Source organism: Micromonospora sp. NPDC004704 (genome assembly GCF_053601675.1).
Map to the genome: position 1 here is coordinate 26,755 of NZ_JBSGCD010000027.1, position 13,353 is coordinate 40,107.

13 protein-coding genes and 1 riboswitch are annotated in these 13,353 nt (G+C 72.2%); of the genes, 8 read left to right on the plus strand and 5 right to left on the minus strand.

Features of this window, described 5'->3' with window-relative positions:
* Positions 1-45 precede the first annotated feature (45 nt).
* Genes ACWEFB_RS28545 through ACWEFB_RS28555 form a run of 3 tightly spaced genes read right to left on the minus strand, consistent with a single transcriptional unit; the run spans position 46 to position 3,100 of the window.
* Positions 46-870 (minus strand): carbohydrate ABC transporter permease, encoded by an 825-nt coding sequence (locus tag ACWEFB_RS28545; RefSeq protein WP_452290295.1) that lies wholly within the window; start codon positions 868-870, stop codon positions 46-48.
* Positions 867-1,805, minus strand: a complete 939-nt coding sequence (locus ACWEFB_RS28550; protein ID WP_326558841.1) for a carbohydrate ABC transporter permease — start codon at positions 1,803-1,805, stop codon at positions 867-869. The genes ACWEFB_RS28545 and ACWEFB_RS28550 overlap by 4 nt, the downstream gene beginning before the upstream one ends.
* Complete coding sequence (locus ACWEFB_RS28555) at positions 1,805-3,100, minus strand: ABC transporter substrate-binding protein (protein WP_326558840.1); 1,296 nt, start codon at positions 3,098-3,100, stop codon at positions 1,805-1,807. Before ACWEFB_RS28555 ends, ACWEFB_RS28550 begins: the two co-directional genes overlap by 1 nt.
* A 162-nt stretch (positions 3,101-3,262) precedes the next feature.
* Here ACWEFB_RS28555 and ACWEFB_RS28560 point away from each other — a divergent pair, with 162 nt between their 5' ends.
* From ACWEFB_RS28560 to ACWEFB_RS28590, 7 genes are all read left to right on the plus strand, one after another.
* On the plus strand, positions 3,263-4,009 hold the full coding sequence (locus tag ACWEFB_RS28560) for an SDR family NAD(P)-dependent oxidoreductase (RefSeq protein ID WP_452290298.1): 747 nt from the start codon (positions 3,263-3,265) through the stop codon (positions 4,007-4,009).
* Between the two features lie 37 nt (positions 4,010-4,046).
* Complete coding sequence (locus ACWEFB_RS28565; RefSeq protein ID WP_452290300.1) at positions 4,047-4,757, plus strand: FadR/GntR family transcriptional regulator; 711 nt, start codon at positions 4,047-4,049, stop codon at positions 4,755-4,757.
* Positions 4,754-5,899, plus strand: a complete 1,146-nt coding sequence (gene dgoD / locus ACWEFB_RS28570) for a galactonate dehydratase (protein ID WP_326558837.1) — start codon at positions 4,754-4,756, stop codon at positions 5,897-5,899. The genes ACWEFB_RS28565 and dgoD overlap by 4 nt, the downstream gene beginning before the upstream one ends.
* Positions 5,893-6,852 (plus strand): hypothetical protein, encoded by a 960-nt coding sequence (locus tag ACWEFB_RS28575; RefSeq protein ID WP_452290302.1) that lies wholly within the window; start codon positions 5,893-5,895, stop codon positions 6,850-6,852. The genes dgoD and ACWEFB_RS28575 overlap by 7 nt, the downstream gene beginning before the upstream one ends.
* Before the next feature lie 38 nt (positions 6,853-6,890).
* Positions 6,891-7,532, plus strand: coding sequence for a bifunctional 4-hydroxy-2-oxoglutarate aldolase/2-dehydro-3-deoxy-phosphogluconate aldolase (locus ACWEFB_RS28580; RefSeq protein WP_452290304.1), 642 nt, complete (start codon positions 6,891-6,893; stop codon positions 7,530-7,532).
* Positions 7,529-8,542 carry a sugar kinase gene (locus ACWEFB_RS28585; protein ID WP_452290306.1) on the plus strand — a complete coding sequence of 338 codons (1,014 nt, stop codon included), beginning with the start codon at positions 7,529-7,531 and terminating at the stop codon, positions 8,540-8,542. The genes ACWEFB_RS28580 and ACWEFB_RS28585 overlap by 4 nt, the downstream gene beginning before the upstream one ends.
* Before the next feature lie 61 nt (positions 8,543-8,603).
* Entirely contained in the window at positions 8,604-9,488 is an 885-nt protein-coding gene (locus ACWEFB_RS28590) for an SMP-30/gluconolactonase/LRE family protein (protein WP_452290308.1), read from the plus strand.
* A gap of 8 nt (positions 9,489-9,496) precedes the next feature.
* Here the strand turns inward: ACWEFB_RS28590 and ACWEFB_RS28595 are convergent, their stop codons facing one another.
* Positions 9,497-10,408, minus strand: coding sequence for a DMT family transporter (locus ACWEFB_RS28595; RefSeq protein WP_452290310.1), 912 nt, complete (start codon positions 10,406-10,408; stop codon positions 9,497-9,499).
* A gap of 147 nt (positions 10,409-10,555) precedes the next feature.
* The gene (locus ACWEFB_RS28600) at positions 10,556-11,011 is read right to left on the minus strand and encodes a DUF3592 domain-containing protein (protein WP_452290312.1); all 456 of its coding nucleotides are present in this window, start codon (positions 11,009-11,011) and stop codon (positions 10,556-10,558) included.
* A 115-nt stretch (positions 11,012-11,126) separates the two neighbouring features.
* Positions 11,127-11,249, plus strand: a riboswitch (cobalamin riboswitch).
* 87 nt (positions 11,250-11,336) lie between these two features.
* Here ACWEFB_RS28600 and ACWEFB_RS28605 point away from each other — a divergent pair.
* Entirely contained in the window at positions 11,337-13,352 is a 2,016-nt protein-coding gene (locus ACWEFB_RS28605) for a VWA domain-containing protein (RefSeq protein WP_452290314.1), read from the plus strand.
* The last annotated feature ends 1 nt before the right edge of the window (position 13,353 follow it).

The window sequence follows — 13,353 nt, forward strand, 5'->3', positions numbered from 1 at the left end:
TCTCCCGCCGAGCCCACGATCGCCGTGCCCACCAAATCCGGTTCATTATTTCACCGCTCCGATCGCGAGGCCGGACACGAAGTGGCGCTGGAAGCGCAGGAAGACCAGCAGGGTCGGCACCGCGGCGATCACCGTACCGGCGGCGATGACGTTCCAGGACGACACGAACTGCCCCTGCAACGCGAGCAGGGCCGGGGTGACCGGCATGTTGTCGTCCGTACGCAGCACCGTGATCGCCCAGAGCAGGTCGTTGAAGATCCAGGTGAAGGAGAGCGCGCCGAGCGCGGCGAGGGCCGGTCGGGTCAGCGGCAGGATCACCCGGGCGAAGATCTGACCGGGCCCGGCGCCGTCGATGGTGGCCGCCTCCTGGATCTCGTTCGGCAGGTCGCGCATGAAGCCGTGCAGCACGAACGTGTAGAAGCCGAGCCCGAAGCCGACCTGCACCGCGATCAGCGCGTACAGGGTGTCGAAGGTCCCGGTCAGCTCGCTGAACTTGGCCACCGGGATGAGCAGGATCTGCGGTGGGAGCAGGTTTCCGGCGAGCATGAGCAGCAGGATCGTGCGCCGGCCGGGGATCCGGAAGCGGGCCAGCGCGAATGCCGCCAGCGCCGCGAGGACCAGGCTCAGGGCGACCGCCGGCACGGTGACCAGCATGCTGTTGATCAGGGCGCGCAGCTCACCGCCGTCGGTCCAGGCCTGGCGGTACGTGTCCAGCGTGAACGAGTGCGGCAGGCTGCCGACCCCGTTGGCGGCGATGTCGTCGAACGTACGCGTCGACATCACCACCACCCAGAGGATCGGGGCCAGCCAGAGCAGCGACAGCAGGCTCATGCCGAGGTGGAACGAGCCGGTGCGCAGTGCGCGGATCATGCGTCCTCCCGGAACGCGCGTACCAGGTAGCCGAGAATGACGGCGAGCGCGAGCACGAAGATGACGACGGCGATCGCGGACGCGTAACCCAGCCGCAGGCTCTGGAACGCGGTCGAGTACATGTAGGTGCTCAGCAGTTCCGACGAGTGGTACGGCCCACCGCGGGTCAACGCCCAGACGATGTCGAACGACCGCAGCGAGTCGATCACGATGACCGACAGCACCACCGCGTTGACACCGCGCAACTGGGGGATCGTCACGTTCCACAGCCGCTGCCAGTTGTTGGCGCCGTCCATCTTGGCCGCCTCGTGCAGGGCGGGGTCGATCGCCTTCAGCCCGGCCAGGAACAGCACCATGACGTAACCGATCTGCCGCCACAGGGCGGGCAGGATCACCGCGTACAGGGCGGTGTCCGGGTCGGCGAGCCAGGGGCGGATCAGGTGCTCCAACCCGACCGCGCGCAACAGCTCGTCGGCGACCCCGTCCGGCTGGTAGAAGACCCGCCAGACCAGCGCCGTCACCACCAGCGAGAAGACGACCGGGGTGAACAGCGCGGCCCGGTAGAACCCGACCCCGCGCCGTTCCCGCTGCAACAGCAGCGCCATCCCGAACCCGCCGAGGACCGACAGGCCCCCGAAGAGGACCAGCCAGAGCACGGTGTTGACCAGCGCACCCCGGAAGGTCGCGTCGCCGGCCAACTCGGCGTAGTTGTCGAAGCCGATGTACGTGGGCGGCTCGAGTCCGTCCCACCGGGTCAGCGAGAACCAGAATCCCTGCAGGGCGGGCCAGAACACCCAGATGCTCTCGACCGCGAAGGGTACGAGTACGAAGGCCACCAGCAGCGGCGACAGGGGCTTGCCCCGTCGCCGCCGCCGGCGGGTGCTGGCCGGTGCCGGCGCGTCCGGCGCCAGCACCCGCTCGTCGACGGAAGTCATCAGCCCTTGAAGACCTTCTCGGCTCCGGCCTGCCATTCGCGCAGGATCGCGTCGATCTGGTCGGGCTTGTCGATGAACTTGGTCAGTGCGGTGTCGGCCGTGGGCTGGAGGGCGTCGCTGGAGTCGCGGTTGAAGAACTGGGTCAGCTCCTTGGCGCTGTCCAGCATCGCCTTGCCCTTCACCACCAGCGGCGAGTCGGACGCCTTGGCCTTCGGGTTCGCCGGCAGCACGATCCCCGAGCTGGCGGCGACGTACGCCTCCTGCGCCTCGGCGGAGGCGAGGTAGGTGAGCAGCGCCTTGGTGCCGGTCGGGTTGCCCGCCTTGGCGCTGGCGAAGAAGCCGTCGGTCGGCGCCTCCTCGGCCACCGGGACCGCCGGGTCGATGATCGGGAACCGGAAGAAGTCGAGGTCGCCGAGGGCGTCCTTCGGGGCGGCGTCGGCGAAGAAGGTGCCGATCAGGAACATCCCGGTCTTGCCCGCCAGCAGCGCGGTGGTCGCCTCCTGGAACGGGTACGCCTTGCCCTTCGGGTCGAAGAACGGCAGCACCTCGCGCCACTTCTCCAGGACCGCCTTGACCTTCGGGTCGTCGAAGCGCTGCTTGCCGGCGAGCAGTTCGCGGTGGAACGGCGCCCCGTTGATCCGGATGTTCAGGTAGTCGAACCAGGCCGACGCGACCCACGGGGTGTCGCCGAGGCCGATGCCGATCGGCGGGATGCCCTTGCTCTGGAGGGTCTGGCAGAGCGTGATGAACTCGGCCCAGGTCTTCGGCTCCTGTACGCCCCACTTGGCGAAGTTCGACTTGCGGTAGAAGAAGCCCCACCAGTAGTTGTTCATCGGGACGAAGATCTTCTTGCCGGAGGCGTCGGTGGAGAGGGTGCGCAGCGACTCGGGGTAGTCCGACATGCCCTGCCACACGTCGGAGACGTCCAGCAGGAGGTTCTTGCTGGCGTAGTCGTTGGCGACGGAGCCGGCGTACCAGGTGTAGAGGTCCGGCGGGTTGGCCGAGGTCAGGTACGTCGGTAGCTGGGTGCGGTAGGTCTCGGACGCGATGGTGTTCAGCGTCGCGGTGCCCTTGCCCTGCTTGTTGAAGTTCTCGATGATCTTCTCCATCGCGGCCTTGGCCTGCGGGGAGGAGAGGTTCGACTGGAGGGTGATCGGGCCGGTGGCGCTACCGCTTCCGCCGGGGCTGCTGGCGGAACTGGCGCAGCCGACCAGGCTGCCCGCTCCGAGCACGCCCAGGCCGGCGAGGCCGACGTGCCCAAGGAACCGGCGACGACTGGGGTCGAAGTCGCTCACGGGGGTGTGTCCCTTCCTCAACGACACGGTGCGTCACGGATCGCGGTGTGTCGGTCCTGTAAACGGTGTGATCAGAAGGTTGCATCTGGGGCCGGCGACTGTCAAGATTTCTTCGTAATTAATGATTTGATCATCGAGGTTCGGCGGACGGTGAGCCAGCATATGCGACGGCTTGAAGGCAAGGTTGCCCTGGTCACAGGTGCAATTGGCGGCATCGGGGCGGCTGTCGCCCGGCGGCTTGCTGCCGAGGGAGCGGCGGTCGGACTCACCGACCTGCGTGACGCGGAGCCCCTCGCCGAGGAGATCAGAGCGGCCGGTGGGTGCGCACATTCGGTGATTTCCGACGTGGCCGACGAGAACAGTTGGATTGCCGCCGTCGCCGCCGTACGCGACCGGCTCGGGCCGGTGGACATCCTGGTCAGCAACGCCCACCTCAACGAGGTGGCACCCGCGCACGAGACCAGCCGCGAATCCTGGGACCGGCAGATCGCGGTCTGCCTGACCGGCGCCTTCCTCGGCGTCCGCGCCTGCCTTGACGACCTGCGGGCGAACCGGGGCGCGGTCGTGATCGTCTCCTCCGTACACGCGCTCGTGGGGTTGCCCGGACATCCGGCCTACGCGGCGGCCAAGGGCGGCCTGGTCTCCCTCGGCCGCCAGCTCGCCGTGGAGTACGGCCCGGACGTACGGGTGAACACCGTGCTGCCCGGACCGATCTTCACCGCCGCGTGGGATCGTGTGTCCGAAGAGGACAGAGCGCGTAGCGTCGCCCAGACGGTCGCCGGCAGGTTCGGCACCCCGGACGAGGTGGCCGCCACCGTGGCCTTCCTCGCCTCACCCGACGCCGCCTACGTCACCGGCACCAGCCTGGTGGTGGACGGCGGCTGGACCGCGGTGAAAGCCTCGGCCTGAACCATCGACCCTGACGAGCGAGAAGGCACCCAGAGCATTGGCACAGTACGCACGCCGCGGCATCCATGGCCAGACCGTCGAGGTCCTGGCCCGACGCATCCTGGCCGGCGAGATCGCCGAGGGCGCGACCCTCAACCTCGCCGCCCTCCAACAGGAGCTCGACGTCAGTCTCACCGTGCTGCGCGAGGCGCTCAAGGTGCTCACCGCCAAGGGCATGGTCGACGCCCGGCAGAAGCGCGGCACCTTCGTCCGGCCCCGGTCGGACTGGAACCTGCTCGACGGCGACGTCATCCGCTGGCAGTTCGCCGACGGAGCCGACCCGCGCCTGCTCGACGCCCTGCACGAGGTGCGCAGCATCATCGAGCCGGCCGCCGCCCGGCTCGCCGCCACCCGGGCCGTCGACGCCGACCTCGACAGCCTCGACAGCGCCCTGGCCGAGATGTCCGCCGCCGACGGTGACCCGGTGGCCGCGGTCGGCGCCGACCTCACCTTCCACCGCGCCCTGCTCGCCGCCACCCACAACGAGCTGCTGGTGCGGATGGAGGTGGTGATGGAGACCGGCCTCGCCGAACGTGACCGCCTCGTACACGGCGTCGAGCAGTACGACGACCCGGTACCCAGCCACCGCGCGGTCGTCGACGCCATCCGCGCCGGGGACAGCGCCGGCGCCGAACAGGCCATGCGGGGACTGCTGGACAAGGCCGTCCGGGACGTCGAAAAGGTACGTCAACAGAAAGGCACCCGGTGAAGATCAGCCGAATCGAGACCTTCCTCGTCCCGCCCCGGTGGCTGTTCTGCCGGGTGGAGACCGACGAAGGGTTGATCGGGTGGGGCGAGCCCGTGGTGGAGGGGCGCGCCGAGGTGGTACGCAGCGCGGTCGAGGTGCTCTCCGAGTACCTGATCGGTGAGGACCCGCTGCGGATCGAACAGCACTGGCAGGTGCTCACCAAGGGCGGCTTCTACCGGGGCGGGCCGGTGCTCTCCAGCGCCGTCGCCGGACTCGACCAGGCACTCTGGGACATCGCCGGCAAGGCGTACGGCGCCCCGGTGCACGCCCTGCTCGGCGGCCCGGTCCGGGACCGGGTCCGGGTCTACTCCTGGGTCGGTGGGGACGATCCGGGCGAGGTCGCCGACGCGATCGCCGCCCAGGTCGCCGCCGGCATGACCGCGGTGAAGATGAACGCCTCCGGCCAGCTCTCCGCCATCCCCACCGCCGCCGAGGTGGCCGGCGTGGTCCGCCGGGTCGCCGCCGCCCGGGAGGTGCTCGGCGAACACCGGGACGTCGCCATCGACTTCCACGGCCGGGCCACCGCCGCCGGTGCCCGCCGCATCCTGCCGGAACTAGCCCCGTTCCACCCCCTCTTCGTCGAGGAGCCCCTCCTGCCCGAACAGGGGCATCTGCTGCACGACGTCGTCACCGCCTCCCCGGTCCCGGTAGCCACCGGGGAACGGCTCTTCGGTCGGGCCGAGTTCCTCACCCCGCTCCAGGCCGGGGTCGCGGTGCTGCAACCGGACCTGTCCCACGCCGGGGGCATCTCCGAGGTACGCCGGATCGGTGCCATGGCCGAGCCGTACGGCGCGGTGCTCGCCCCGCACTGCCCGCTCGGCCCGATCGCGCTCGCCGCCAGCCTCCAGATCGCCTTCGCCACCCCCAACTTCCTGATCCAGGAACAGAGCATCGGCATGCACTACCACGGGGGCGCCGAGTTGCTCGACTACGTGATCGACCCGGAGCCGTTCCGGTTCGTCGACGGGCACATCCGCCGACCGGAGGGGCACGGGCTCGGCATCACCGTGGACGAGGCGGCGGTCCGGTCCGCCGCCCGGGAGGGGCACGCCTGGCGTAATCCGGTCTGGCGGCACGACGACGGATCCTTTGCCGAATGGTGACCGGCCCATCGCTCCCGGCAGCACCGGTCCCGTTGCGGGTCGCGTACGACCACCGCCTCGGCGGGCGGTGGACCAGCCTCACCGGCGGGGGCCGGCAGTGGCTCTGGACCGGCCCCGACAGCGGACGTGACCAGGTCCTCCCCGGCGACCCGTTCGTTGACGCGGGCGGGCTGGAGGAGTGCGTACCGACCGTGCGGGGCACACCGGACCACGGCGACGCCTGGTCCCGCCCCTGGCGCCTGACGGACCCCGCGACCGCCACCGTCGACTGTCCCGACTTCACCCTCACCCGCACGCTGACCGACGAGGGCGGCGTGGTGGTGGCCGACTACCGGCTGCGGGCCGCCGCCGGATACCGGTTCGTCTGGGCCGCACACGCCCTGCTCGACCTCGGCCCCGAAGCCCGGCTGGTGGCACCCGCCGGCACCCCGACCCGGCTCTACCCGGAAGCCGCCGAGCTGGTCCGCCCGACGGTGTCGGATGGTCCCGGCGCCCTGCCGGACGACGGCGGATGGCCGGCGGGCCGGCCGTGGCACACCGCCGCCTGGCCCGAACCGGCGGGACTGCCGCTGGACCGGCTCGGCCCGGACGACGGCACCGCCGTCGGCGCCGTACTCGTCGGCTGCGCCGAGGTACGGGTGGTCGACGGTACGGACACCCTCACCCTGCGACTCGACTGCGTCGACCAACCCCGGTCCACCGCCGTCTGGCGCAACCTGCGCGGCTGGCCCGCCGACCGCCCGTACCGCAGCATCGGCGTCGAACCCATGCTCGGCAGCGTCTTCGACCGCTCCGAGGGAGGTCCGGGAGTCGCGGACCGCTCCGAGGCCGGCGCGGGAGTCTTCGACGGCGCCGAGGCTGGTGCCGGGGCGGATGTCGCGGTGGTGCCGGCCGGGGGCGAGGTCAACTGGCGGCTCACCATCTCCGCCCATCGATCCAGCTCTGCCCACTGATCCACTTCCGTCCGTCGATCGCCCGGAGGCGACCACCGATGAACCTGCTCGACTCCCTGCGTACCCACCGGCTGCTGGCGATCGTCCGGGGAAGCGACCCGGACGCCGCGCTGGCGACCGTACTGACCCTGGCCGACAGCGGGATCAACCTGATCGAGGTCTCGCTGACCAGCACCGACGCTCTCGGGGTGCTGCGCCGGGCCCGCGCCGCCCTCGGCACCGAGTACGGTCTCGGCGCCGGCACCGTCCTCACCGCCGAGGACGCCAGGGAGGCCGCCGAGGCCGGTGCGACCTACCTGGTGACCCCGGCACTCGCGCCCAGCCTCGCCGAGGCCGCCCGGCTCGGGCTGCCGGTGCTGGCCGGTGCGCTCACCCCGACCGAGGTGGTCCAGGCGACCACCGGCGGGGCGGCCGCGGTCAAGCTCTTCCCCGCCTCGGTCGGCGGCCCCGACTACCTGCGCGCCCTGCGCGACCCGTTCCCGCAGACCCCGTTCGTACCGGTGGGCGGGGTCGACGCGGCCGGCGCCCGCGACTACCTCGACCGGGGCGCGATCGCGGTCGGTGTCGGCTCGCCCCTGGTCGGCGACGCGGTGCGGGGCGGCGACCTTGCCGCCCTCCGGCAACGGGTGGCCGACTTCCTCGCCGTGACGGCGGTCGCCCCGGCCGGCGGGGCATCGTGACCGGCACACCGATACCCGGCACCGACGCCCCCGCCTCCGGGTTCGACGTGTCGTCCGACGACTCTCCCCGGTTCGACGTGCTGACGCTCGGGGAGACGATGGCGGCGTTCCGGGCGGCGGCACCGCTGCGGCTGGGCGGCACGCTCTCGCTGTCGGTTGCCGGTGCCGAGTCGAACGTGGCGATCGGCCTGGCCCGGCTCGGCCACCGGGTGCGGTGGGTCGGGGTGACCGGCGCCGACGAACCGGGCGAGCTGATCCGCCGTACGCTGCGCGCCGAAGGCGTCGACCTGGGACTGGCCCGGATCGACCCGGACGCCCCGACCGGACTGATCCTGTTCGAGGCGCGGGTCGGCGACATCAGCCGGGTCAGCTACTACCGGACCGGGTCGGCCGGCTCCCGGTTGAGCCCGCAGGACGTGTCGCCGGCCTTCGCCGACGCCGCCCCGACACCCCGGATCCTGCACGTCACGGGCATCACCGCCGGGCTCGGCACCCAGCCGTACGCGGCGGTGGCGGCGGCGGTCGACGCGGCCCGAGCCGCCGGGACGACGGTGTGCCTCGACGTCAACCACCGGCAGCGCGTCTGGTCGGTCGAGTCGGCCGCCGCCGCGCTGCGTCCACTGTTGTCCTCGATCGACCTCCTGGTCGCCTCCGACGACGAACTGGGCGTGTTGACCGACGACCCGGATCCGGTCGCCGCACTGCTGGCCGCCGGTGTGCCGGAGGTGGTCGTGAAACACGGCGGGCAGGGCGCCACCAGCCACGGTGCACACGGCAGCGTGCACGCTCCGGCCCGAGCGGTGCCGGTGGTCGACACCGTCGGTGCCGGAGACGCGTTCGTGGCCGGGTTGCTCTCGGGGCTGCTCGACGGGCTCGACGTGGCAGGCCGGCTCGACCGGGCCGTCACCACCGGCGCGTTCGCGGTCGCCACCCGGGGCGACTGGGAGGGACTACCCACCCGTACCGAACTGTCGTTGCTCGACCACGCGCCCGGCAGCGCCGTACGCTGACCAGCCATTCGCCGAGAAAGCCTGTCCCCGCCATCCGCTGAGCACCCCTGTGGAGGAAACGATGCGGCTCACCGAGCCGACCCCGTGGAGCGACGACCGGTTCGAGTTGGGCGAGGGAGCCCGCTGGGTGGACGGCCGGCTGGTCCTGGTCGACCTGCTCGCCGGCCGACTGCTGGAGACCACCGGCGACGCACCCGCACCGCTGCGTGAACTCCGCCGGCTGGACGCCCCGCTCGGTGCGGTGGCGCCGATCGCCGGGCAGCCCGACGGCTGGCTCGCCGCGACCGGCACCGGCATCGCCGCGCTCACCGGCACCGACGGCTACCGTCAGGTCGCCGACCTGGAGAGCGCCAACCCCTCACCCGCGCGGATGAACGACGCGGTCGCGGATCCGCACGGCCGTTTCTGGGCCGGCAGCATGGCGTACGACACCACTCCCGGCGCCGGCACCCTCTACCGGTACGCCGGGTCGGGCGCGCCGGTCCCCGTCGTCACCGGCCTGACCATCGCCAACGGGCCCGCGTTCGACGCCACGGGCACCACCATGTACCTGGCCGACACGCCCCGTGGCGAGGTGGACCGGTTCACCGTCGACCCGCGCACCGGTGACCTCTCCGGCCGGGAACCGTTCCTGCGGTTCGCCCCCGCCGAGGGCGCCCCGGACGGCATGACGGTCGACGCGGCCGGACACCTCTGGGTGGCCCTCTGGGGCGGGTACGCCGTCCGCCGCTACCGCCCCGACGGCACCCTCGATCGCGAGCTGCGCCTACCAACCGCCCAACCCACCAGCGTCTGCCTGGGCGGCCCAACCCTGACCCGCCTCTTCATCACCACCGCCCACCACGCCCTAACCCCCCACCACCGCCACCCCCAAGACGGCGCCCTCCTGGCGATAGACACCCAAACCCCCGGCCTCCCCACCCACCCCGCCACCCCACCCCGTTGATCATGAAGTTAGCGCGGGTTTTCGGCCTCCGCGGCGTCGCTAACTTCATGATCGACGCGTCGTTGGACCAGGGAGATGGCGGTTAGGACCAGGGCTGTGCCGGTGATTGTGGGGAGGGTTACGGGTTCGTGGAGGACGAGGGCGCCCAGTAGGACTGCCACGACGGGGAGGAGGTAGGTGGTGGTCGAGGCGGCGGTTGATCCGAGGTCGTTGATGAGGCGGTAGTTGAGTACGTAGGCGAGCCCGGTCCCGGCGGTGCCCAGCAGCAGGAGACTGCCGACCGGCACCACGCCCCACGTCGGCGCGGTCAGGCCACCGAAGGGCAGGGCGAGCGTGAGCAGCGCCGCGCCGGCGGCGAGCTGGCAGGTCGCGAGCATGATCGGGGGAATGCCCCGGCCGGTGAGATGACGACCCATGTAGACAAAACTGACGCCATAGCTCGCGGCGGCGGCGAGGCAGGCCAGCCCGCCCCAACTCGCGATGTCACCGGCCGACTCCCAGGGTGTGAAGATCAGCACGGTCCCGGCGAAACCGAGTGCGATGCCCACCCCGCGTCCGACGCTGACCGTCCGGTCCGTCCCCGCCAGTACGGCCACCAGCACCGTCCACAGTGGTGTGGTCGCGTTGAGCACACCCGCGACGTTCGAGCCCACGGTCTGCTCGCCGAACCCCACGAGCGTGTACGGGATCGCGTTGGCGAACAGCGCCGCGACGGCCAGGTGCGCCCAGATGACCCGACGGGTCGGGAAGGGCAGCCTCCGTACCAGGGCGATGGGTGCCAGTACCGCGACTCCGAGCAGGAGCCGGAACAGGACGAGCTGGACCGGGGTGAACCCGTCCAGCGCCAGCTTGATCCAGAGGAAGCCGGACCCCCAGATCAGCGCGAGCAGGGCCAGCCTCAGGACACTTCCGCGACTCAATCCGTCTCCCCGTCCCGGTGCTCGACCTCCGGCAGGTCGCACGCCCCGGCGCCCGCTGCGGGCCCATGATCCATGACGGGTCGGAGGCCGGCTCACCCGAGGACGGCCGGCCCGGCAGTTCGGCCGGCGGCGCCCCGCTCCCCACCATCACCCCACCCGGTCCCGCCGATTCGCCCGAACCAGCGCCCAGGTTGCCAGCGGCACCCCGATCCCGCCGAACAGGGTCACTCCCAGCAACAGGTACGCCGTGTCGTGGTTCTCACCGGCGCGGGCGTCGTTGACGTCGGCTTGCGGGTCCTGCGGGTCGTACACGATCGGCACCTCGTCGCCGAGCGCCGGAGGGGGACCGGGCGCCTCGTCGCCCTGACCGATCAACGCCCGCACCTGCCGGCCGTCGGACGTACGGAACTCGACCTCGGTCCGATTGGCCCTGCCCGCATCGACTTCCACCACCCGGGCGGTGGTTCGTTCACCGTGATCCCGCAACGCGTTGTCGTTGCGCCACACCTGGACCGTGGCGATCGCGAACCCGACGATCACCACGATCCCGAGACCGACGAAGAGCGGCACCGGTGGCCGCCGACGTTCCCCGAAGAATGCCATGGCCATCGATTACCCGGTCGGTACGGAAGACGAACCGGGCACGGCGCGGTCGCGGTGGTCACGTTGACGACGGACCGGTCGGTGGGACAGCATGGCCTGCACGAGCGGTGCGCGGAGGAACCCGGTGCGAGTCCGGGGCGGTCCCGCCACTGTGACCGGGGAGCGACCCCTCACGTACGGGCCACGGCCGAGCGGCCGGAAGGTCGAGGGGGAGCGTCGATCCGGGAGTCAGGAGACTCCGACCGCTCGGTGACACCCAGCCACACGCGGGCGTGGATACCCGCGGAAGGGACTTGAGCATGGCTTCTGCGCGCCTGAGCGGGCGATGACCCCGCCGTACCCGTTCTCTGCCGTCGTCGGCCTGGCCGAACTGCGACTGGCCCTGCTGCTCAACGCGGTCTCCCCGGCGATCGGCGGGGTGCTGGTCCGGGGTGAGAAGGGCACCGCCAAGTCGACGATCGTCCGGGCGCTCGCCGCGCTGCTGCCCGACGTCGACGTCGTCCCCGGCTGCCGGTTCGCCTGTGACCCGGCCAACCCGGACGCGGACTGCCCGGACGGCCCGCACGAACCGGGGGCGGTCGGCCAGCGGCGCCGCGCCACCCTGGTCGAGCTGCCGGTCGGCGCCACCGAGGACCGGGTGGTCGGCACCCTCGACCTGCAACGTGCCCTGGCCGACGGGATCAAGGCGTACGAGCCGGGGCTGCTCGCCGCCGCCCATCGCGGGGTGCTCTACGTCGACGAGGTCAACCTGCTGCCGGACCATCTGGTGGACCTGCTGCTGGACGCCGCCGCGATGGGTCGGGCGCACGTCGAACGCGACGGGGTGTCGGTCAAGCACGCGGCCCGGTTCCTGCTCGTCGGCACGATGAACCCGGAGGAGGGCGAACCCCGCCCCCAGCTCGTGGACCGGTTCGGGCTGGTGGTCGCGGTCACCGCGCCCCGCGAGACGGCCCCCCGGGCCGAGGTGGTCCGGCGGAGGCTCGCGTACGAGACGGATCCGGTGGGCTTCGCGGCGCGCTGGATCGACGAGGATGCCGTACTCGCCGAGCGGATCGCGGTCGCCCGTCGACGGCTGCCCGGAGTGCGGCTGCCCGACCACGAACTGGACCGGATCGCCACCATCTGCCTCGCGTACGGGGTGGACGGGCTGCGCGCCGACATCGTGGTGGCCCGGACGGCGGTGGCGCTCGCCGCGTGGCACGACCGGGACGTGGTGACCGCCGACGACGTGGCCGCCGCGGCCAGGCTCGCCCTGCCGCACCGCCGCCGCCGGGACCCGCTCGACCCGCCCGGCGCCGACCAGGAGAAACTCGAGGAGTTGCTGCGGGAGCACGGCGCGGACGCCGATCCGGAGCCCGACCCGCCGGCCGGACCCGACGACGACCCGGACGGAGGGCCGCCCGACGGTCCGCCGGAGGGACCCGGCGGTGGCCCGCCACCGGGTGGACCCGACCGGGGGCCGGACACATCCGACGGGCCGCCCCCGCCGACCACCGGACCGGAGCAGACCGACCCGGCCGAACAACCCGTACCGGAGCAGCGGACGGAGGAGCAGACGACGGAACAGCCGACCGCCGGGAACCAGCCGACGGTCGCGGCGACGAGCCCGTACCGGACTCGCGCCCTGGCCGTACGCGGACGGGGGACCGGCGCGCACACCGGCCGACGCTCCCCGGCGTACGCCCGGCGGGGTCGGGTGGTCGGGGCCCGGCTGCCGGCCGGCCGGCTGACCAGCCTGCACCTGCCCGCCACCCTGCTGGCCGCCGCCCGGCGCGGAGCCCGCACGGTGACGGCCTCGGATCTGCGCGAGGCGGTGCACGTCGGGCGGGAGGCGAACCTGGTGCTCTTCGTGGTGGACGCCTCCGGGTCGATGGCGGCGCGCCGCCGGATGCGGGTGGTGAAGACCGCCGTCCTGTCCCTGCTGCGCGACGCCTACCAGCGGCGGGACAAGATCGGCATGATCACGTTCCGGGGTACCGGGGCGAGTACGGTGCTGGAACCGACCGCCAGCCACGAGGTCGGTGTGCTGCGCCTGGCCGAACTGCGCACCGGTGGCCGTACCCCGCTCGCCGCCGGGCTGCGCCAGGCGGCCCGGACCCTGGAGTCCGAACGCCGCCGCGACCCGCGCCGCCGGCCGCTGCTGGTGGTGGTGACCGACGGTCGGGCGACCAGCGGTCCGGACCCGTTGACCGTGGTGCCGTCGCTGGCCGACGTCGCCTCCGTGGTGGTCGACTGCGAGTCGGGGCCGATCCGGCTCGGGCTGGCCCGGCGGCTCGCCACCGCGCTCGACGCCGACTGCGTCCCGCTGGACGCGCTGCACACTCTCGGAAAGGCGGCCTGAG